We start from the raw sequence: 18,851 nt of genomic DNA, 5'->3' as shown, positions 1-18,851 counted from the left end.
TTAGCGTATTAATACAGTGATACAACGATCAACCGCCCCCTGAAATCGGGCTGACGGCCCAGGGCGACAGAAAGAGAGCAAAGGTGAGGGGACCGGCGAAACGCGACGTCAAATCCATCCGCGCGGCGGATGAGAAGGCGCTTTTCGACGCGTTTTCCAGCCTTGAAAGCGGGACGGAGGCGGCGCGCTTCCTGCGCGACCTGGCGACCCCGGGCGAGCTCGAGTCCTTCGCCGAGCGCTGGCGCATCGCCCGCATGCTGGACGAGGGCGGCCATTCCTATCGCGACATCGCCGCCGCCACCGGCGCCTCCACCACGACCATCGCGCGGGTCGCGCGGTTTTTGCGGGAAGAAAGACATCAGGGCTACCGCCTGGTCCTTGACCGTCTCCAGAAGGAAAGAACGACGACATGAGCGAACAGAGATTGCGTATCGCCATCCAGAAATCGGGCCGCCTCTCCGACGGCAGTTTCGACTTGTTGAAAAGCTGCGGGCTTTCGGTCTCGCGCGGGCGCGACAAGCTTTACGGACGCGTGCAGGAAATGCCCATCGACATTCTGCTCCTGCGCGATGACGATATTCCCGAATTCGTCGCCGATGACGCCTGCGACATCGGCATTATCGGCCAGAATGTCTTCGAAGAGGAAATCCTCAATGAAAGCCACGAGGCGCCGGCCGAAGAGGTGATGAAACTCGGCTTCGCCCACTGCAGGCTAATGCTGGCGGCGCCGAAGGAATGGTGTTTTGACGGCTCTTTGATGCTTGAAGGAAAGCGCATCGCCACCTCCTATCCGGCGCTGACCCGCGCCTGGCTGGCGCGTCAAGGCGTGAATGCGAAGGTCGTCATGATGAAAGGCTCGGTCGAAGTCGCACCGCGCCTCAAGATCGCCGATGCGGTCTGCGACATCGTCTCCACCGGTGCGACGCTCGACGCCAACGGGTTAAAGCCGGTGGCGACCGTTTTTGAATCCGAAGCGGTGCTGATCCGCAACCGGCAGGAATTCTCTCCGGAAAAGCAGGCGATGTTCGAGGCGCTGTTAAAGCGCATCAAGGGCGTCATGACCTCGAAAGACGCCAAATATGTCATGATGAATGCCCCGCGCTCGGCGGTGCCGGCGATCACCGAGTTCCTGCCCGGCGCCGACTCGCCGACCATCCTGGAGCTCGCCGGCAATCCGGAAAAAGTCGCCATTCACGCGGTCTGTCGGGAAAGCGTCTTCTGGGACACGCTCGAGGAGCTCAAAAAGCTCGGCGCCAGCGCGATCCTCGTCCTGCCGATCGAAAAGATGATGGCTTGAGGCTTAATTTGCAGCAAAAAGGGCGGCGGGGTGGGGCTGATTTTTGGCTTCGGCGGCTTCCCAAGGCGAACGTCCCGCGCTATACCGCCGCCTCTTTTTAGGCCTTTGCGCCCATTTGCTGCCGTAGCTCAGGGGTAGAGCACTCCCTTGGTAAGGGAGAGGCCGTGAGTTCAATTCTCACCGGCAGCACCATTTTCCATATCTCGCGGCAGTTCGTTTCGCTCACGCCTCCGGTGGACGGCCTGACTGGCCGGCGTCCGGTCGGACGTTTGGGTCAGTATTCAAATAACCTCTTCCACCAAGCGCCATTAACTTGCGCTCCGCGCTTAAGACGATACTGGAAAAAAAGAGAGCCTGGATTTTCCAGGCTCTCTTCAAACCAATATTCAGGTCAATCAGCTGGCGATGATTAGCGATTCCAGCCCCAGCCGTGATGATGTCTGCGGCGGTGATGAGAAGGCTTCATTTTGAACCCTTCAATAACGACAATATCATCATATTCCCCGAGCGCGTCCGGCGCCGAGTGCTGAATTGACAGGATAGCATAGGAACCGTCATCGGAGAATCCAAAGCCGGTCGGCTCTGCAGACTGGTCTCTGACGGACAGAATGCGGATGCATCCATCCGTTTTAATGTCGCGATCATCTCCATCCGGCAGGCACGCCCACACATCGCCATTTCTGTTGTCCTCGATGACATACAGATTGCCTGTGACCGGCTGGAAGGCCAGATTGTCAGGCGCGTTCAGTTCGGTGTCGCCTTCAACGAAGCGGTTTACAACTGTCGTCAGTTCGCCTGTGGCCGCCGTGAGAGGCGCATAGTCCACGCCGCAGACGACTTCGCCCCAGTTTTGGGCTCCGCGATTGCCAGTGTTGGCCCAGCAGAAGCGAACGCCGTCTCCGTCATAGACCGGGTCAAGATGCAGGTCTTCCGGACGGTAATAGCCTGTCGCGCCTGCTTCATCCGCATCGTCGCGCGCGAATGCAGCCGAGACAGAAACCCAGTCGCCATTGCCGATTTCGCATCCCTGGCCGTACTGAACCCGTGTAGTGCAGGAGGCGCGGAAGGCGTAATTAAAGCCATTGACGAGAGGCGATTGCTGAAGGTTGCTAATGTTGCTGGATGCGCTCCGCGCAGTTGCGGGCACGAACTTGAACAGCGCGCCGCCGTCTTTATCCGCTTCGCCGGTGCCCGGACGGAGTTCGTCGCCATAATAAACAACGCCATTATCGAGGACTGCAAGGCCTTCCCAGCTTACTGCGCCGAGATTGTGGCGTTTGACCATGAAGCCTGTGGCGTCATCGCCGCTGGCGTTGACGATAGTCGCCGGCATGCCGGGCGCGCCGCGGTCCAGCACATAGGCGACTTTGCCGCTCAAGGGGTTGAGGAATTCATACGCACCGCCGTCGCCGGTTTCTTCGGTCGCAAGAACAGTTCCCCAGTCGGTCGTGCGAATGCCGTCGCAACGGTTCAAGCCGTAAGCAATGGTGGCGACTTCGCCGGTCTTGAGATTGATTGTCTGCAGCGATTCATTGACCGGGCGTCCGGCTGCATCCGTAGCGCGGCTGTTTTCGATGCAAAATACCACATGCGTCGGATTGTTCTTCGGATAGAACGAAAACATGTCGGCGTCGTTCGCCGCAAAACGGGTGAGGAAGCGTGCGCTAAGTCCTTTGGCCAATTCGACGGTGTCGCTCGCGGTTTGCGCCTCGGCTTTGGAAATATTGTCTGTGGAAGAGGTTTCCAAAGGGGCGACTACGCCAAAATATTGTATTGATTTCGCTGCCAGCAGGTTTTCGGCGAAAGAGCCGAAGTCGTCTGACGAACGATGGAAGTCGTTTGGCGAATGATAATCGCCTGCATTCGCCGCAGTGGCGGACGCAATGAAGCACGCGCTCATCATGAGCGTTGCTGACAGTTTCAACATCATATTCTCCCGATGTAGGATAAGACAGAGCTGGACCCCCAGCCCCATGTCGTTCGTTTGGAACGTCCAAACGCGCGCGCACTATTTTCGCGTTTGGTAACAATCCTGCGACGAGCCGATTAAAGATTTATGATACTGTGCTTGAAGAAGCGGCGTGAAAATGTGCTGGAGGCGCGTTATGAAAACGCCAGCCGCGGCAAAATTCTAATCAGTCTTAATGACCCCGAAAAGCGCGAGAATCTCCGGCCCTATCCGCTTCGGCTTGCGGGTTTTGGCGTCGATCAGGCACCAGTCGGTTTCGACCTTGGCGGAAAACCGGGCGGCGCCGGGCTTTCTGATGTCGACATTGCGGATGAAACGCGGCCCCGAGGCCCGGCCCAGCCATGTGCGCACCTCCACACTCTCGCCCTCGACCACCTGGTCGCGATAATCGATCTCGTGCCGGAGGGCGACCCAGACCAGCTCTTCCTGCATTTTCGGGGGCGCCACATAGCGCCAGTGGGCGGTGGCGATGTCCTGGGCCCAGATGAGATAGACGGCGTTGTTCACATGCCCGAGTTCGTCGATGTCGCCGGCCTCGGCGGTGCGGACGGTCATTACCGCCGTCTCGAAGGAGAGGGCGGCGGACGGATCGCCGGAGAGGGGGGCGGGCGGGCGCATAAAGGTTCTCTAACCGCCTCTTTTGCGGGAGAAAAGCCCGGCGCGCAGCGGCCTTGCGCCGCTGCTTGACGGATCGGGCGCCAAGGCCTTTAAGTCCCGGTCTTATGCCGGAAAACGAGGAAAAACCGCAGGATCGCCAGACCGCCGCCCAGAAAAAGCCGGGCGGACAATCCAAACATGAGACAAAGCCTAAGGGTGTGAAAAGCGCCGCCAAGAGTGCAGACCGCGAAGCCCGTCTCGCCGAAGCCTTGCGCGCCAATCTGCGCCGGCGCAAGGCGGGCGGCGCCGGGGCTTCGAACGAGGATGAGTCTGCGGACGAGAAAGACAGATAATGGATAAACTGGCGATTATCGGCGGGCGCCCGCTTTACGGCGTGATCCCGATCAGCGGCGCGAAAAATTCCGCGCTGAAAGTCATGGCGGCCTCGCTCCTGACGGATAAGCCCCTGACGCTTTATAATGTCCCGCGCCTCGCCGATGTGGACATGCTGCTGCGGCTTCTCGAACAGCACGGCGCCGAAGCGACGTTCGACGGCTCGACCTTGCGCCTCCACGCAAAGGACATCGTCTCGACCGAGGCGCCTTACGATCTCGTGCGCAAAATGCGCGCGAGCTTCAACGTGCTGGGGCCCATCCTGGCGCGCGAAGGCAAGGCCAAGGTGTCGCTGCCCGGCGGCTGCGCCATCGGCGCCCGGCCCGTGGATTTGCACTTAAAAGCGCTGACGGCCATGGGCGCGAAGATCGATCTCGATGAGGGCTATGTTCTCGCCGAGGCGCCGGAGGGGCTGAAAGGCGCAGACATTTCCTTCCCCTTCGTCTCGGTGGGCGCGACGGAACATGCGATGCTGGCCGCGACTTTGGCGAAAGGCGTCACCAGGCTTGAAAACGCCGCGCGCGAGCCGGAAATCGCCGATCTCGCCGATTGCCTCAACGCCATGGGCGCGAAAGTGTCCGGCGGCGGCTCCGCGACCATTACCATTGAAGGCGTCGAACGCCTGCACGGGGCGGAGCACCGGGTCCTGCCGGACCGAATCGAAACCGGCGCCTACGCCATGGCGGTGGCGGCGACCGGCGGTGAGCTCACGCTTACGGGAACCCACAGCGACCTTCTCGGCGCCGCCTGGCCGGTGCTGGCGGAGACCGGCGTCGAGCTCGATGAGGCCGAAGACAGCATCCGCATTCGCCGCAATGGCGCGCGCTGCAAGGCCGTGGACATCATCACCCAGCCCTTTCCGGGCTTTCCGACGGACCTTCAGGCGCAGTTCATGGCGCTGATGACGACGGCGGAAGGCGTCTCCACCATCAAGGAGACGATTTTCGAAAACCGCTTCATGCACGCCCCGGAGCTCGGGCGCATGGGGGCGAAAATTTCCGTGGACGGACAGACGGCGACGGTGCGCGGCGTGCCGCGCCTCAAAGGCGCGCCCGTCATGGCGACGGATTTGCGCGCCTCCATGTCGCTGATTATCGCCGGGCTTGCCGCCGAGGGCCAGACCATGGTCAACCGGGTCTATCACCTTGACCGCGGCTTTGAACGGCTCGAAGAAAAGCTGCAGGCGTGCGGCGCCCTCATCGAACGGGTGAAGGAATAGGAGAGACCGGCTTGGCTTCCCTGAAAGACTATAAACCCTTGCGGCTGATGGCCGGGGACGGGGAGGATCTCGCGATTATCTCCACTGTCCTGCAGGATGCGGTGGCCAAGCTCGGCGATTTCGCCTTCCTGCCCGATCAGCGGCGTTTCGCCTTTGTCGCCAACCGCTTTTGCTGGGAATGCGCCGCCGACCGGAAACGCGGACCCTTCGCGCGGGTGCGCGCGGGCGTTCATTTCGACGATGTGAAATCCACGAAATTCCAGAATCTGCGCACCGACGCCAAGGATGCGGTGGTGGAGCTTCTGGCGATCCGCTTTGAGGAGAGCGAGGACGGAGCGGGCGCCATCACGCTCGATTTCGCTGGCGGCGGCGCGGTGCGGCTGGAAGTGGAAAGCGTCAACGCTTATCTCTCGGACATGTCCGATCCCTGGCGCACCCGCGCCAAGCCGGAGCATGAAGAGTAGGCTCATGGCCCAGCGCCTCGATAGTAGCGATTCCGGTTTCGCCGCCGCCTTCGACGCCTTCATCGCAAAAGACCGCGACGGCGGCGCCGATGTGAGCGCCGTAGTGCGTGACGTTATCGCCGATATCCGCAAAGACGGCATGGACGCGCTGAAAAGCTATACGTCGAAATTCGACGGCTTCGAACTTGGCGAAGACAACCTGCGCGTCACGGCGGCGGAGATCGATAAGGCCGAAGCCGAATGCGACAAGGACGATTTGAAAGCGCTCGATTTCGCCGCTGCGCGCATCCGCGCCTATCACGAGAAACAGATTCCGTCCGACGTGCGTTACAAAGACGATGACGGCGTGACGCTCGGCTGGCGCTGGACCGCTGTGGACGCGGCCGGTCTCTATGCGCCGGGCGGACGGGCCGCTTACCCGTCTTCGGTCCTGATGAACGCCATTCCGGCCAAGGTCGCGGGCGTCTCGCGTCTCGCCATGGTCACCCCGGCTCCGGGCGGCGACATGAACCCGCTCGTCCTCGCCGCGGCGAAGCGCGCCGGGATCGACGAGATTTACCGCATCGGCGGGGCGCAGGCGGTGGCCGCGCTCGCCTATGGGGCCGGGCCGATTGCGCCGGTGGACGTGATTGTCGGGCCGGGCAACGCCTATGTCGCGGAAGCCAAACGCCAGGTCTTCGGCCAGGTCGGCATCGACAGCGTTGCGGGACCTTCGGAGATACTTGTGGTATCTGACGGAAAAAGCGACCCGAATTGGATCGCGGCTGACCTGTTGTCTCAAGCCGAGCATGATCCGTCCTCCCAGAGCGTCCTGATCACCGATGACGCAGGTTTCGCCGACAGGGTCGAGGAGGCGGTGAGGAGCCAGCTCGCCGAAAGCCCGCGCCGGGAAATCGCCGAAGCCGCGTGGAACGACAATTCCGCGATCATCATCGTGTCGTCGCTCGAGGAAGCGCCCGCGCTGGTCGACCGCATCGCGCCGGAGCACCTGGAACTCGCCGTCGATGATCCGGATGCGCTTTTAAACAAAGTCCGGCACGCCGGCGCCATCTTTCTCGGCCGTCATGCGCCCGAAGCCATCGGCGATTATGTGGCGGGGCCTGACCACGTCCTGCCGACCGCACGCGCGGCGCGCTACGCCTCCGGTCTGTCGGTGCTCGATTTCATGAAGCGGTCTTCGATCATCGGCTGCGATGAAACCGCGCTTTCAAAGCTCGGTCCCGAAGCCGCGCGCCTCGCCGACGCTGAAGGCCTGCCGGCCCATGCGAAGTCCGTCAGGGTGCGGTTGAAATAATGTACGGCTAAAATGCCGGCGGGGCGGAGCGTTGAACAATCTCGTTCTCGGCCAGCGCGGCGGCGATCTTCGCCAATCCGGGATAATCGAGGTCGATCAGCCCGTAGATATCCAGATGGCTCCACATGCTGATGAAATGGAAATCGGCATAGTGCGGGTCGCGCGGATTGAATAAAGCTGAATTGTCCTCAAGCCAGGCGAGGGCGTTGCCGAGCGCTGCTTTCGCTTTCTGGAAAAAAGCGTGCGCTTCGGGATCGAGGCCGGTGCGCGCCGCGAGGATGAGCGAGACTTCCTTCGCCATGGCGCCGTTAAGGATGACGCGCGCATTGAGAAGCGCCGCCTCTTGTGTGTTCACGCCATAACGGTCTTCGGGATCATATGTCCTGACGATGTAGCCGGCGATATTGTCGGAATCGATCAGCCAGCTTTCGCCGTCCTCCAGAACCGGAACGGAGAGAAGGGGGTTGCCCGCAAACTGCGTAAGATCGCTGTCGGCGACATTGCCGATGTTGACCAGCTCGTAGGGCGTTCCAAGATGATCGAGCAGCAGCCGCACCTTTCTTGAAAAATGCGACCGCGATGTTGCGAACAGTTTCACGTAAGTTCTCGCTTTTTATGTGCGATCGTTCGCCCGGATCGCCTGGCGCAGGAGGGTGCGCCCGCGGAAGAAATAAAGCGCGGCGATGACGATGGCGAAGAGAAGGATCCAGCCCCAATGGGCGAGGGTGCGCGTCACGCCGAAAGCGCCGATGGTCCCGCCAAAAATCGCGCTGGCGCAAAGCCCGCCCTGCAACAGGACGAAGGCGAAATGGGAGAGCCAGGCGGTGCGCCGCGAGCCGGCGATCAGGTGCCAGAACACAATGGCGAAATGCCAGCAGGCGGCGAGGCCGGCGAGCCAGGCCAGCAGGAACCAGTCGATCATGAAGACGCCTTGCGTCGCGCGCACGTCGCCGACGGAGAGGACGCCATACATGGCGCCCATGGCGGCGAGCGCCATGAGGTCGATGAGGAACAGCAGGATGACTGTTGTCGGTCCGCGCGAATGACGGGCCCAGCCGGTGTCGCCCTGGCCCGTCGCGGCGTCGGCCGCATAGGCGAGAAGATGATAGGCGGTGAACAGGATGGTCAGCACCAGAAGCGCGGAGCGCAGCCAGAAGCCTTCGCTCAAGAGAAAATCCGGATGGTTCGCAGAGATGCGCACGAAATTCGACAGGATGGTCACCAGCCCCACGGCGACCACGACCTGGGTCATATCCGAAATGATGCTTGCGCAGTATTTTTCGTAGAACATGCCGCCCCTCCCTTATGCGGGGCGAAATCTATAGGCCTGATAAAAGAGAATCAAACTGGCGACCATGGCGGAAAGAATGACCGCGACTGCGATCGTATATTCACCCGGCTCGGAGAGGAGGCCGGTGACGGCGGGGCCGGCGGCGAGGCCGATGCCTTGCGCGCCGGGAACGAAGCCAAGATGGCGCGAGGCTTTGAGGTCTTCTCCCATCAGCGCGATCTGATGCGGGACGGAGGCGTTCCACGAAATCATCAGGACGACGCCTGAGACAGTAAAGAGAAGAACGCCGCCGCTCATAAAGGCGCCGAGGATCGAGAGCGCGGCGATGACGCAGGTCGCAAGAAGGAGACTGCGCGGGGTGGAGCGTCCCGCCACCAATGCGGCGCCGAGTATTCCCGAGCCCATCATCACGGCGAGCAGCCCGCCGCTATCTAGGGAGGAAAGACCGAGCTGCACGCCCTTTTGCTGCAGGAACGCCCAGGCGCCGGAGATGGCGACGTGGAACAATCCCATGGCGACAAGGACGCGCCAGGTGATGGCGTTGATCTTTTCCGCGTCGTCCTTGGGCTTCTCAGGAAAGGCCCTGCCTGCGGGCAGGAACGGGATGGCGACGAGACAGGCGAGCGTAATGGCGCCAAGGGCGAGGGCGACGCCGGGAAAGCCGATAAGCGTGTCTGTGGCGCCGAGCGTTAAGAGCGCTGCAGCGCCGACAATCATCTGCGCCGCCATGAAGACCGCATAAAGGCGGCTGGCGCCCTGCGCCTTGCCGAGCAGCGCCACGGCGATCACCAAGAGCGGCCCTTCGCCCAGGAGCCCCGCCAGAAACCGTAGCGACGCCATGGTCAGGGGCGCGGTGACGAACGCGCAGGCGAGATTAGCCGCCGCGAAGAAGAGAATGGCGCCGATCAGCACCTTCGATGAAGAAAGCCCGCGCGCAAGCGGCATCAACACAATCGAGCTGACGATGATGCCGCCGAGCTCCGCCCCGGCGATGAGGCCGAGGCTTGTGTTCGAAAACCCGTGCTCAAGGCGCATGGATTCGAGAAACACCGGGAGCACAAGCTCCACGAGACGGCCCAACACGCCGAGCGCAATAAGGGCCGCAATGGCTCTATGATGCAGCTTTTCAGCCATTGCTCAGTCTATTGGCATGATTGCGCCGGAAACCCAATCTCTTCGCCCGTTTCCTTCCAGAGCGGATGTTTTTCCATCACGGATTTGAACAGCGGCGATTCCATCAGCGTTTTCAGCCAGCGCTGAACTTTCGGGATAGGCGCGGCGTCGAACCAGTCCTTGTCGGCGATGCGGAACTGGCGCACGAAAGGAAAGATGGCAATGTCGGAGAAGCCCCGCTTTTCGCCATGAAGGTAAGCACTGTCCGCCGATCGCGCTTCGAGTTTTTGCAGGAATTCGAACCCGGCGGCGCGATGGGTTTCGGCGTCCGCATCTTCATAGCGCGTCGAATATTTATAACGGTCGAGATGGTGTTTGAACGATCCATCATTTTCTGCGATCAGCGCGTCGTCTTTTCTTGAAAGCCAGTCTTCAGGATCGTTTTTGGCAAGCGCCCAGTTCATGACGTCGATACTTTCATCGACGACCGCTTTACCGTCGACAAGCACGGGGACCGTGCCCTTGGGCGAGGCGGCGAGCATCTCGTCCGGTTTGTCTTTCAGGAGAATTTCGCGCAGGCGCACCGGCGTTTCGCTAACCGCAATGGCCATGCGCGCCCGCATGGCGAAGGGGCAGCGCCGGAAGGAATAGAGGATAGTCGTTTCAGCCATCAGCCTTCTGCTTCACGCCGATATGCTGTTCTCCGCGGGCGCGGGCGAGCTCAATCTGTTTCTGGCGTTCGGCGAAGGCGCGGCGGCGCTCTTCGCTATATTCGTCATGGCAATGGGGACAGGAAACGCCTTTCACATAATAGGGCGAGGCTTTGTCCGCATCGGTGATCGGCCGCCGGCAGGCATAGCACTGATCGTAGGAGCCAGGGGCGAGGTCATGACCGACCGAGACGCGCTGGTCGAAGACGAAACACTCCCCGCGCCACAGGCTTTCTTCTTCGGGCACGGTTTCGAGGTATTTGAGAATGCCGCCTTTTAAGTGAACAACGTCCTCGACCCCTTCCGAGCGTAAAAACGCAACCGACTTTTCGCAGCGGATGCCGCCGGTGCAGAACATGGCGACTTTCTTGAAGGGGTTTTCTTCGCGGAACTTCCGGAACCATGCCGGGAAGTCGCGGAAAGACGCCGTCTCCGGATTGATCGCGCGATCAAAAGTCCCGATCGAGACTTCGTAATCATTGCGCGTGTCGATGACGATGGTGTCGGGGTCGGCGATCACCTTATTCCAGTCATGCGGCTCCACATAGCGTTCATGGCTTTCATGCGCCGCCACGTCGCCGACGCCGAGCGTCACGATTTCTTTTTTGAGCCGCACTTTCATGCGCAGAAACGGGTTTTCATCCGTATAGGACTCTTTCCAGTCTAACCCTTCGCAGCCGGGCAGGGCTTTGAGCGCGCGAAGCGCCGCATCGACGCCTTCGCGCGGACCTGAAATCGTGCCGTTGACGCCCTCCGGCGCCAGAAGGATGGTGCCTTTGACGCCGTTTTCTTCCGCGCACGCCAAGAGCCCCGCCTGATGGGTTTCGAAATCGGGCAGGGGGGTGAATTTGTAAAAGGCGGAGACGACAATCTCGCTCATGGGCCCTGTCTTTAGGCCATGGCTGGGCCCGGCTCAACACCGGCGCTCAACACCCGGCGGAGCGCCTTAAAATCCGTAAATCAGCGAGGCCTTGGCCAGCGTGTCCGTATTTTCGCGGCCGAGGGGCGGGTCCGTCTCGTAACGGTACTCGAAGGAAAGGCCAGTGGAGATGTCGCCCCAAACTTGCGTCGTTAGCGAGGTCACGGACTGGAAGGTCGTCGTGGGCGAGGTCCAGGTGGTGGAGAAATCCTGTTCGAATTTCACGCCTTCGCGGATGATCCAGTCGAACTCGCTCGAGGCGTATGCGGCGACATTCTGCTCCACCTCACGCGTCTCATCGATGGGCGAGTAGCGATAGCCGGGACCGCCTTCGACTTTAAATGTGAAGTCTTCCGCCTTGGCGAAATAATGGCCGAGACCGGCGCCGGTGAAGAGGCGGTAGTCGAAGCCGGAGAATTCGTCTTCTTCATAGGAAAAGCGCCCATAGACATAAGTGCGCTCGCCGAAATTGTAGTCGAGCTTGTAGGCGAGGCCCCAGCGCTTCTGGTTTGTGACGTTGTCGGACTCGCCGAGATCGAAAAACCCTTTGATATTGTGCTTGTAGCGTCCGGCGGTGCGCGCGGCGTCGACGGCGACGCCGACCGCCGCGTTTTCGGAATTGCCCGAGGAGAGAACGCCTGAGGCGCTGATTTTGCCGTCCCAGGGTTTCACGGCGAGGAGGCCGCCGGGCGGCGGGCCTTTCTTTTCAGGGGGCGCCGGCGGCTCTTCTTCCGCCGGTTCAAGCGCGGCGAGCGTCGCCTCGACATCGGCCGTAATAGCGTCCTCGTAATCGGGAAAGACATCCTTCACCGCCTTGGCGACGGCGGCGATCTCGTCCGGATCGCCGCTCTCATAGGCGGATTGCAGGAGAGCGGCGGCGATGTCGGGAATCTCGCCTGGTTCCTCAGCGCCGGCGACGCCGGACATGACGAGGGAGAAGGCGGCGATGCTGGCGAGGCGGATCATGGAACGCTCTTACTTGCTGCAAAACATCGCTTTTATTGGTCGATTCGCGAAAGGGCCCGTGAAAAGCAGGAAAGGGAGCGGGCTTATGACCGGGCCCCGTGACGCGCGGTCCCCGCGCCGCTAAGAAGAAGCTTGGAGATTCGGAGCGTTCATGGCCGGCGACGCGGCGGACAGTGGAGACTACCATATCGTCAAGATCGATCTTGACGAGCGCTCGCTCGCGCCCGCGACCGCGGATATCGAGCATGAGCGAAAGGTCGCCATCTACGATCTTCTAGAGGAAAACCATTTCCATCCGATTGGCGTCGAGAAGGGGCCGTTCGAGCTTTACCTGTCGAATGTCGAGCGCCGGCTCGTCTTCGATGTGCGCATGGCGGGCGGCGAAGCCTTGGGACAGGTGCATCTGTCGATGACGCCGTTCCGGAAAATCATCAAAGACTATTTCATGTTGTGCGAAAGCTATTATGACGCGATCCGCAACGCCGCGCCCGCGCAGATCGAAACCGTCGATATGGCGCGCCGCGCCATGCACAATGAAGGCTCGGAAATTCTCCGGGAAAGGCTCAAGGACAAGATCGAGCTCGACGAGAACACCGCACGGCGCCTCTTTACCCTGATCTGCAGCTTCCATATGCGGTGAGAAAACCCTGATGACACGATCTGTCCTTTTTGCGTGCAACATGAACTCGGTGCGCTCGCCGATGGCGGCGGCGCTCTTGCGCCAGGCGGCGGGCGAGGCGATGCAGGTCGATTCCGCCGGGGTTTACGAGGGCGGGCTCGACCCCTTCGTGGAAATCGTCATGGCCGAGCTCGGTCTCCCCATGGGCGGCCATGAGCCGAAGACCCTCGCCGATGTCGATCTCGCCGGTTTCGATGTCGTCGTGGCGCTGACCCCGGAAGCGGCCGTCGAGGCGCGCAAGCAAAATCCCCGCGCCGCCATTGAATTCTGGGATATCGAGAACCCGTCCGAGGAGCAGGGCGGGCGGGAGGCGATCCTCGCGGCTTACGCCCGGGTTCGCGACGCCTTGAGGGAAAAGCTCGCCCGGCGCTTCCCGGAAATCTGCAAAAAGCCTTGATTTTCGGCCCGCAGCCAACCATGTTCCCGCCGCTGCTGGCGCGCATATGCGCGATTCCGGCCTGACGCATTGGTTTGAGGAGCGAATGGCGAAAGAAGAACTGCTCGAGTTTGAAGGGACGGTGGAGGAATTGCTGCCGAACGCGACCTTTCGCGTGAAACTCGAGAATGACCACGAAATCATCGCCCATACGGCGGGTAAGATGCGCAAAAACCGCATCCGCGTGCTTGCGGGCGACAAGGTGCTCGTGGAAATGACGCCCTACGACCTCACCAAAGGCCGCATCACTTACCGCTTCAAATAGGGCCCCGTGCATTTGACCGGCGCGCCGCTGATCCTTGCGAGCTCCTCGCCGCGCCGCAAAGCGCTCCTTGACATGATCGGCGTCGTCCCGGACGAGATCATTCCCGCTGATATCGACGAAACCCCGCTCAAAGGCGAGAGTCCCCGCGACCTTGCGTTAAGACTGGCGCAGGGAAAAGCGCAAAAGATTGCGCAGGATCGTTCCAAGGCGTTCGTTCTGGGCTCCGACACGGTCGTGGGCTGCGGCCGGCGCATCCTGCCGAAAGCCGAAGACGAGCAGACCGCGCGGGACTGTCTCGCGCTTTTGTCCGGCGGTTCGCACCGCGTTTATTCCGGCGTGGCGCTGGCGACGCCTGATGGAAAACTCCTGGCGCGGATATGCGAAACGCGGGTGAAGCTGCGCCGTCTCGATAACGCCGCGATTGAGGAATACATCGCCAGCGGCGAATGGCATGGCAAGGCCGGCGGCTACGCCATTCAGGGGCTGTTCGCCAAGCATGTGATTTCGATCATCGGGTCGCATCCCAATGTGGTCGGCCTGCCGGTCTATGAGACCTGGAACCTTCTCGACGGCGCCGGATGGCGCAAACCATGATTCGCCTGCTCATCGAATGCGGTGTCGCCGAGACCCGCGCGGCGCTCGTGAAGGAAGACGGGATCTGGAAATTCTGGTTCGGTCCGGCGCGCGGCGATGAAACAACGGATCGTTTTGCACGCGCAGGGCGCCGCTTCGCCGGCCGGGTCAAAGCCGTGGATAAGGGGCTGGCGGCGGCCTTTGTTGATCTTGGCGACGGCGCCGACGCCTTCCTGCCGCTGAAAAAGAATAATGAAAGCCATTGCGTCGACGGCGCCATGATCGAGGTCGAGGTGAAGGCGCCGCCGCGCCAGACCAAGGGCGCCAGCTTGCGCTTTGTCGGCGTGCTCGATCATGATGTTGAGCCGGGCCGGCTGCCGCCCTTCACGGACCCGGTTGTCGAAGCCGCCCGGACGATCGGCGCGGAAGGTGATGAAATTCTTGTCGATGACGGCCTTGCGCGCCGTTCGCTGGAAGAGGCGGGGTTCGGCAATGTCCGCCATGAAGGCCGTCCCGTTTCCCTGTTCGAAAAATTCGGCGCAGATGGCGAGCTTGATGCTGCTTTCGAGCGGATCGCGCCGCTCGAAAAAGGCGGTCGGCTGATCATTGACGAAGCGCAGGCGCTGACCGCCATCGATGTGGATACGGGCGGGTTGAACGCGTCTTCGCCGGCGCGCCTGCGTGAAAAAATCGCTTTCGCCGCCGCCGATGAAGCCGTGCGGCAGGTTTCCCTGCGCAATATCGGCGGGCATGTCGTCATCGATTTTCCCGATATCCCGGGCGAGGCCGGGCGCAAGCGCTTTCAGGCGCATTTGCGGAAAGTCATGGCCCGCCTTGAGGGGGCGGGAGCGGCCAGTTTTTCCCGCTCCGGTCTTTACAGCTTCACCGCGCCCCATCGCGCCTTGTCTCTGCTCGACCGTTTTACGCAAGAAGACGGCGCCGAGCCGGTTTCGGGGCGGCGTTTTACGGCGGAAGCGCTGGCGAAATTTGCGCTGGCGCGGCTCGAAAGGCGGCTGCACGCCGCGCCGTCGGCGCGGTTACGTCTCGCCGCCGGTCGTGACATAAAAGATTATCTCGAATCACACGCCCACTGGAAAAAGCGTCTTGAAGACCGCCATGGCGCGCGTTTCGATATTGTTGAAGATTCCGAATGCGCAGGAGCGCGGTTTGACCTCTCCGAGCAATGACAATCAGGGCCTTAAGGGCGAGCGTTGCCCGATCTGCAAAAAGCCGGCGGTGGCGGGCTATGAGCCGTTCTGCTCCAAGCGCTGCGCCGACGTGGACCTTCACCGCTGGCTCACCGGCGGTTACGCCATTCCCGCCCAGGAAGACGACAGCGACGGCGTGACCGATGAAGGCGGCGAGCCGCCTCAGGACTCATAGACTTTTGCACTGCAATGTGAGATTATCACACCAGCCGGGTGAGGTTTTCCGGCTGGTTTGAACTGGATACGGCCTTTTTGATGCGAACAGGGTTAATGAAAATCTGTCGCTCCCGCGCAGGCGCGGCGCTTATCGCCGCGGTCATCGCCTTTCTCGCTTCTCAAACCCTTATCGACGCCCACGCCGCCAAATACGGCGATGGCCCCCACAAGCATGACGGTCAGGTCTGCGTTCTCTCGCTCGTCGCCCACCATGACGGCAAAGCGATTGGAACGTCTGCTTTCGTGCTTGCGGTCTTTGTCGCGGTCTGGCGGGCGGGCGCGCCTGTCGCTCAGACCGAACGCGCCGCCATTGCGGTGCGCGCCGCCCATGCGCGCGGCCCTCCACGCTTCTGACAATCCCTCACTGCTGTTTGCGTTTTGATTGTCAGCCTCGCGGCCAGGCCCGCGGGGCGTTTAGAAGTTTGAAGGAGCTACTTCCGTGCACAAGAAACTTTTGCTGTCCGGCGCCGCCGCGCTCGCCATGAGCGCGCCCGCCTACGCGCAAGATGAAGACCATGGTCATGAAGACGACGAGATCATCGTCACCGCCTCGCCCATCGGTCATCCCGAACATGAATCCATTATCCCCGCTTCGGTTCTCACCGAAGAAGAGCTCGCTTCCCGTGGCGAAGCCTCCATCGGTCAGCTCCTGCGTCAGGAGCCGGGGGTTTCCGCCACCTTTTTCGGGCCGGCGGCGAGCCGGCCAGTCATTCGCGGTCTCAGCGGCGACCGCGTCAGCGTCCTCGACGCCGGGATCGGCTCCATCGACGCCTCCTCGGTGAGCGATGACCACGCGGTCGCTGTCGACCCGGCCATGGCGAAGCGCATCGAAATCGTGCGCGGCGCAGCGACGCTTTATTACGGCAGCTCCGCAGCGGGCGGCGTCGTCAACGTCTTTGACGGCCGCATTCCGGATGCGGAGCCTGAAGGCGGGCTCGACGGCGCCTTGCGCACCAGCCTTGCGACGGTTGACGATTCCGTTGAGGCGGCGGGCGGTTTTGACGCGCTGGTCGCCAAGGCCGGCGATACGAGCATCGTCTTTCATGGCGAGGGCTATTACCGCAACACCGACGATTATGACATTCCCGGTTTCGCCGAATCCGAGGCTTTCCATGCGGCGGCGGAGGCCGAAGAAGGCGATCACGAAGGCGAGGAGCACGCAGAAGAGGAAGAAGCCTTCGGTACGGCGCCCAACACCGCCATGCAGGCCAAGGGCGGCGCCGTCGGCGGGTCGGTGATTTTCCCGGACGGCTATATCGGCGTCTCGGCGAAATTCGCCCGTTCGCTTTACGGCGTTCCCGGTCACCAGCATCATGAAGCAGAAGGCGTCATGGAAGCAGGCGGTCACGGCGAAGAGGCGGTCAATATCGACCTCGAACAGAACCGCTATGATCTGATGGGAGAGTTCAACAAGCCGTTCCTGTTTGTCGACACGACGAAAATCCGCTTCGGCTACGCCGACTATACGCATCAGGAACTTGAAGGCGATGCTGTCGGCACGACCTTCAACAACAAAGGCTTCGAAGGTCGGGTTGAGTTCCTGGAAAAGCAATACGGAAACTTCCGCGGCGCCAGCGGTTTCCAGGTCAAGCACCGCAATTTCGAGGCGATTGGCGATGAGGCGTTTACGCCGCCCAACATCACCGACCAGTTCGGCGTGTTCACCATGCGCGAATACGAAACAGACAATTGGCATGTTCAGGTCGGCGGGCGTTACGAGCATACGAAAACGGAAGCCGATACGGTCTCGCTGAGCCGGTCTTTCGATGCGTTCAGCGTTTCCGCCGGCCTTGGCGTCGAGCCCGCCGATAATCTCTTTTTCGGCGTCAATGCGCTCAGAACGGAACGCGCCCCTGCGCCGGAAGAGCTCTTCTCAAACGGCCCCCATCTCGCCACCAACGCTTATGAAGTCGGCGATCCGACGCTGGGCATTGAGACCGCGCGGGGCGTCGAAACCACGCTGCATGGCGAGTTCGGCCGTTTGTCTGCGACGGTGAACGGGTTCTACACGGACTATAAGGACTTTGTGGCCCTGACGCCGACTGGCGCTGAGGAAGAGGAGATTCCCGTTTTCACATTCGGCGCCCATAACGCGGTGTTCAAAGGCTTCGAAGCGCAGGCCGATGCGGATCTGTTTTCATTGGCGGACTTCGACGTGTCGGCGCGCGCGCAGCTTGATTACGTCAAGGCGAAATTCAAAAATGACGGGGGCGCCGTGCCGCGCATTCCGCCCTTGCGCTCTATTTTCGGCTTGGAGGCGACATCGCCTTATGTCGATTTGAGGGGCGAAGTAGAGATCGCCGCCGATCAGAAGCATATCGCCGACTACGAATTGCCGACGGACGGTTATACGCTGGTCAATCTGGCGGCGACATTCCGTCCCGGCGGCGAGGATTCCGGGCTATCGGTGCAGCTTCGCGCCGACAATGTGACTAATGAAGAGGCGCGGCTGGCCACGTCCTTCCTGAAAGACGTCGCCCCTCTGCCGGGACGCAGTTTCAAGGTCACGCTTCGCGGCGAATTCTAAACATGAAAACGGCCCGCCCTCGAAAGAAGGCGGGCCGGATTTCCGGCAGGTTCGGGATTAAAGCGTGTTTTTCGGCGCTTTCGGCGTCGTCATCTGGGCGAACTGAACGCGCTCCTTGGCGTCCAGCGCCTCGTCGTTGTCAGCGTCGGCTTCTTCGAATTGGGCCATCCGTTTTTCGACGAGTTCGTCTTCGGAAATGGCTTCATCGCCATTGCTGATTTCCGCGAATTCTTCTTCCGCGCTCGCCGTTTCGCTGACAGCGGCGGCATCGGTTTTTTCATTCGCAGCTTTTTTGCCGGCGGCGCCGTCAGCCTTGTTGTTCATGGGCGCGCGAATGGTGGCGTAAGCGATGAACTCAGTCTCGCTGACCTTGCCGTCTTTGTCCAAGTCCGCCTGATCGAACTCCGCTTTGGCGTATAATTTCGCCTCGTCGCGGGTTCCGACCTGTTTCGCGTCGGTGATGGTTTTCGCGTCCGCTTTCGATGCAGCGTCAGTGCTTTCCCGCGCATAGGCGCCTGAGGCGAGCGCGGCCAGGGAAGCGCAGATGAGAGTCGAACGTAACATGTGGTGCTCCTTGCGGGGTCAAAAGAAGGCGCTCATATGCGCCGTACAAAGAGCAAATTAACTATGTTCGCCGTCTCCGCCAGTTAAGGCTTGGTCATGACGTCAAGGTCATGAAAGAAACGTCATGAAGAGAATTTAACCCCTGTCGCAG

23 protein-coding genes and 1 tRNA gene are annotated in these 18,851 nt (G+C 61.2%); 15 read left to right on the top strand and 9 right to left on the bottom strand.

The window, feature by feature from the left end; genetic code table 11:
* The first annotated feature begins 83 nt into the window (after window positions 1-83).
* The 3 genes from CW354_RS14920 to CW354_RS14910 all read left to right on the top strand — a co-directional run bounded on the left by CW354_RS14920 (window position 84) and on the right by CW354_RS14910 (window position 1,489).
* Window positions 84-413, top strand: a complete 330-nt coding sequence (locus tag CW354_RS14920) for a YerC/YecD family TrpR-related protein (RefSeq protein WP_207764831.1) — start codon at window positions 84-86, stop codon at window positions 411-413.
* Window positions 410-1,297 carry an ATP phosphoribosyltransferase gene (hisG, locus tag CW354_RS14915; RefSeq protein WP_104830896.1) on the top strand — a complete coding sequence of 296 codons (888 nt, stop codon included), beginning with the start codon at window positions 410-412 and terminating at the stop codon, window positions 1,295-1,297. Before CW354_RS14920 ends, hisG begins: the two co-directional genes overlap by 4 nt.
* Window positions 1,298-1,414: 117 nt before the next feature.
* Window positions 1,415-1,489 (top strand) — tRNA-Thr (locus CW354_RS14910).
* A gap of 217 nt (window positions 1,490-1,706) precedes the next feature.
* Here the strand turns inward: CW354_RS14910 and CW354_RS14905 are convergent.
* Together CW354_RS14905 and CW354_RS14900 are read right to left on the bottom strand one after the other, a co-directional pair.
* The gene (locus tag CW354_RS14905; RefSeq protein ID WP_104830895.1) at window positions 1,707-3,227 is read right to left on the bottom strand and encodes an alkaline phosphatase PhoX; all 1,521 of its coding nucleotides are present in this window, start codon (window positions 3,225-3,227) and stop codon (window positions 1,707-1,709) included.
* A gap of 201 nt (window positions 3,228-3,428) precedes the next feature.
* On the bottom strand, window positions 3,429-3,884 hold the full coding sequence (locus tag CW354_RS14900; RefSeq protein ID WP_207764830.1) for an acyl-CoA thioesterase: 456 nt from the start codon (window positions 3,882-3,884) through the stop codon (window positions 3,429-3,431).
* 104 nt (window positions 3,885-3,988) lie between these two features.
* Between CW354_RS14900 and CW354_RS14895 the strand changes: the two genes are divergently transcribed.
* The 4 genes from CW354_RS14895 to hisD are packed head-to-tail and all read left to right on the top strand — an operon-like array spanning window position 3,989 to window position 7,233.
* Window positions 3,989-4,216: a hypothetical protein gene (locus CW354_RS14895; RefSeq protein WP_104830894.1), complete on the top strand. Its 228-nt coding sequence runs from the start codon at window positions 3,989-3,991 to the stop codon at window positions 4,214-4,216.
* Window positions 4,216-5,475, top strand: a complete 1,260-nt coding sequence (gene murA, locus CW354_RS14890; protein ID WP_104830893.1) for a UDP-N-acetylglucosamine 1-carboxyvinyltransferase — start codon at window positions 4,216-4,218, stop codon at window positions 5,473-5,475. The genes CW354_RS14895 and murA overlap by 1 nt, the downstream gene beginning before the upstream one ends.
* 11 nt (window positions 5,476-5,486) lie before the next feature.
* Complete coding sequence (locus CW354_RS14885; RefSeq protein ID WP_207764829.1) at window positions 5,487-5,939, top strand: DUF2948 family protein; 453 nt, start codon at window positions 5,487-5,489, stop codon at window positions 5,937-5,939.
* 4 nt (window positions 5,940-5,943) lie between these two features.
* Window positions 5,944-7,233 carry a histidinol dehydrogenase gene (hisD, locus tag CW354_RS14880; protein WP_104830891.1) on the top strand — a complete coding sequence of 430 codons (1,290 nt, stop codon included), beginning with the start codon at window positions 5,944-5,946 and terminating at the stop codon, window positions 7,231-7,233.
* Window positions 7,234-7,240: 7 nt separating this feature from the next.
* On the opposite strand, the gene CW354_RS14875 is transcribed toward hisD, so the two are convergent.
* The 6 genes from CW354_RS14875 to CW354_RS14850 form a co-directional block, all read right to left on the bottom strand.
* On the bottom strand, window positions 7,241-7,831 hold the full coding sequence (locus CW354_RS14875; protein WP_104830890.1) for a glutathione S-transferase family protein: 591 nt from the start codon (window positions 7,829-7,831) through the stop codon (window positions 7,241-7,243).
* 15 nt (window positions 7,832-7,846) lie between these two features.
* Complete coding sequence (locus CW354_RS14870; RefSeq protein WP_104830889.1) at window positions 7,847-8,524, bottom strand: hypothetical protein; 678 nt, start codon at window positions 8,522-8,524, stop codon at window positions 7,847-7,849.
* A 12-nt stretch (window positions 8,525-8,536) separates the two neighbouring features.
* On the bottom strand, window positions 8,537-9,658 hold the full coding sequence (locus CW354_RS14865; protein ID WP_104830888.1) for an MFS transporter: 1,122 nt from the start codon (window positions 9,656-9,658) through the stop codon (window positions 8,537-8,539).
* An 8-nt stretch (window positions 9,659-9,666) separates the two neighbouring features.
* On the bottom strand, window positions 9,667-10,308 hold the full coding sequence (locus CW354_RS14860; protein ID WP_104830887.1) for a glutathione S-transferase: 642 nt from the start codon (window positions 10,306-10,308) through the stop codon (window positions 9,667-9,669).
* Window positions 10,301-11,227 carry an oxygen-dependent tRNA uridine(34) hydroxylase TrhO gene (gene trhO, locus CW354_RS14855; protein WP_104830886.1) on the bottom strand — a complete coding sequence of 309 codons (927 nt, stop codon included), beginning with the start codon at window positions 11,225-11,227 and terminating at the stop codon, window positions 10,301-10,303. Before trhO ends, CW354_RS14860 begins: the two co-directional genes overlap by 8 nt.
* A gap of 66 nt (window positions 11,228-11,293) precedes the next feature.
* A complete protein-coding gene (locus CW354_RS14850) occupies window positions 11,294-12,232 on the bottom strand; it encodes a DUF481 domain-containing protein (RefSeq protein ID WP_104830885.1) in 939 nt (312 codons plus the stop codon).
* 151 nt (window positions 12,233-12,383) lie between these two features.
* Here CW354_RS14850 and CW354_RS14845 point away from each other — a divergent pair, with 151 nt between their 5' ends.
* The 8 genes from CW354_RS14845 (at window position 12,384) to CW354_RS14810 (ending at window position 18,136) form a co-directional block, all read left to right on the top strand.
* The gene (locus CW354_RS14845; RefSeq protein WP_104830884.1) at window positions 12,384-12,872 is read left to right on the top strand and encodes a UPF0262 family protein; all 489 of its coding nucleotides are present in this window, start codon (window positions 12,384-12,386) and stop codon (window positions 12,870-12,872) included.
* Window positions 12,873-12,882: 10 nt separating this feature from the next.
* A complete protein-coding gene (locus CW354_RS14840) occupies window positions 12,883-13,308 on the top strand; it encodes an arsenate-mycothiol transferase ArsC (RefSeq protein WP_104830883.1) in 426 nt (141 codons plus the stop codon).
* An 85-nt stretch (window positions 13,309-13,393) separates the two neighbouring features.
* Window positions 13,394-13,612, top strand: a complete 219-nt coding sequence (infA, locus tag CW354_RS14835) for a translation initiation factor IF-1 (RefSeq protein ID WP_104830882.1) — start codon at window positions 13,394-13,396, stop codon at window positions 13,610-13,612.
* A 12-nt stretch (window positions 13,613-13,624) separates the two neighbouring features.
* Window positions 13,625-14,206: a Maf family protein gene (locus CW354_RS14830; RefSeq protein ID WP_165793767.1), complete on the top strand. Its 582-nt coding sequence runs from the start codon at window positions 13,625-13,627 to the stop codon at window positions 14,204-14,206.
* Complete coding sequence (locus CW354_RS14825) at window positions 14,203-15,372, top strand: ribonuclease E/G (protein WP_165793738.1); 1,170 nt, start codon at window positions 14,203-14,205, stop codon at window positions 15,370-15,372. Before CW354_RS14830 ends, CW354_RS14825 begins: the two co-directional genes overlap by 4 nt.
* Window positions 15,353-15,568 carry a DNA gyrase inhibitor YacG gene (locus CW354_RS14820; protein ID WP_207764828.1) on the top strand — a complete coding sequence of 72 codons (216 nt, stop codon included), beginning with the start codon at window positions 15,353-15,355 and terminating at the stop codon, window positions 15,566-15,568. The genes CW354_RS14825 and CW354_RS14820 overlap by 20 nt, the downstream gene beginning before the upstream one ends.
* Before the next feature lie 95 nt (window positions 15,569-15,663).
* The gene (locus CW354_RS14815) at window positions 15,664-15,963 is read left to right on the top strand and encodes a hypothetical protein (RefSeq protein ID WP_104830878.1); all 300 of its coding nucleotides are present in this window, start codon (window positions 15,664-15,666) and stop codon (window positions 15,961-15,963) included.
* 85 nt (window positions 15,964-16,048) lie between these two features.
* The gene (locus CW354_RS14810) at window positions 16,049-18,136 is read left to right on the top strand and encodes a TonB-dependent receptor (protein WP_104830877.1); all 2,088 of its coding nucleotides are present in this window, start codon (window positions 16,049-16,051) and stop codon (window positions 18,134-18,136) included.
* Between the two features lie 57 nt (window positions 18,137-18,193).
* On the opposite strand, the gene CW354_RS14805 is transcribed toward CW354_RS14810, so the two are convergent.
* Window positions 18,194-18,700 (bottom strand): hypothetical protein, encoded by a 507-nt coding sequence (locus CW354_RS14805; RefSeq protein ID WP_104830876.1) that lies wholly within the window; start codon window positions 18,698-18,700, stop codon window positions 18,194-18,196.
* Between the last annotated feature and the right edge of the window lie 151 nt (window positions 18,701-18,851).

The sequence above is a fragment of the Hyphococcus luteus genome, assembly GCF_002943565.1.
In the GTDB taxonomy this organism is placed as follows: Bacteria; Pseudomonadota; Alphaproteobacteria; order Caulobacterales; family Parvularculaceae; genus Hyphococcus; species Hyphococcus luteus.
Note: the sequence above shows the minus strand (reverse complement) of the source record. Positions and strands in the feature narration are given on the sequence as shown.

Bases quoted from the DNA above. Each gene is read 5' to 3' on its own strand.
- hisG (WP_104830896.1), top strand. From the start codon at position 410: ATGAGCGAACAGAGATTGCGTATCGCCATCCAGAAATCGGGCCGCCTC.
- CW354_RS14905 (WP_104830895.1), bottom strand. From the start codon at position 3,227: ATGATGTTGAAACTGTCAGCAACGCTCATGATGAGCGCGTGCTTCATT.
- CW354_RS14900 (WP_207764830.1), bottom strand. From the start codon at position 3,884: ATGCGCCCGCCCGCCCCCCTCTCCGGCGATCCGTCCGCCGCCCTCTCC.
- CW354_RS14895 (WP_104830894.1), top strand. From the start codon at position 3,989: ATGCCGGAAAACGAGGAAAAACCGCAGGATCGCCAGACCGCCGCCCAG.
- murA (WP_104830893.1), top strand. From the start codon at position 4,216: ATGGATAAACTGGCGATTATCGGCGGGCGCCCGCTTTACGGCGTGATC.
- hisD (WP_104830891.1), top strand. From the start codon at position 5,944: ATGGCCCAGCGCCTCGATAGTAGCGATTCCGGTTTCGCCGCCGCCTTC.
- CW354_RS14870 (WP_104830889.1), bottom strand. From the start codon at position 8,524: ATGTTCTACGAAAAATACTGCGCAAGCATCATTTCGGATATGACCCAG.
- CW354_RS14865 (WP_104830888.1), bottom strand. From the start codon at position 9,658: ATGGCTGAAAAGCTGCATCATAGAGCCATTGCGGCCCTTATTGCGCTC.
- CW354_RS14860 (WP_104830887.1), bottom strand. From the start codon at position 10,308: ATGGCTGAAACGACTATCCTCTATTCCTTCCGGCGCTGCCCCTTCGCC.
- trhO (WP_104830886.1), bottom strand. From the start codon at position 11,227: ATGAGCGAGATTGTCGTCTCCGCCTTTTACAAATTCACCCCCCTGCCC.
- CW354_RS14850 (WP_104830885.1), bottom strand. From the start codon at position 12,232: ATGATCCGCCTCGCCAGCATCGCCGCCTTCTCCCTCGTCATGTCCGGC.
- CW354_RS14845 (WP_104830884.1), top strand. From the start codon at position 12,384: ATGGCCGGCGACGCGGCGGACAGTGGAGACTACCATATCGTCAAGATC.
- CW354_RS14840 (WP_104830883.1), top strand. From the start codon at position 12,883: ATGACACGATCTGTCCTTTTTGCGTGCAACATGAACTCGGTGCGCTCG.
- infA (WP_104830882.1), top strand. From the start codon at position 13,394: ATGGCGAAAGAAGAACTGCTCGAGTTTGAAGGGACGGTGGAGGAATTG.
- CW354_RS14825 (WP_165793738.1), top strand. From the start codon at position 14,203: ATGATTCGCCTGCTCATCGAATGCGGTGTCGCCGAGACCCGCGCGGCG.
- CW354_RS14815 (WP_104830878.1), top strand. From the start codon at position 15,664: ATGAAAATCTGTCGCTCCCGCGCAGGCGCGGCGCTTATCGCCGCGGTC.
- CW354_RS14805 (WP_104830876.1), bottom strand. From the start codon at position 18,700: ATGTTACGTTCGACTCTCATCTGCGCTTCCCTGGCCGCGCTCGCCTCA.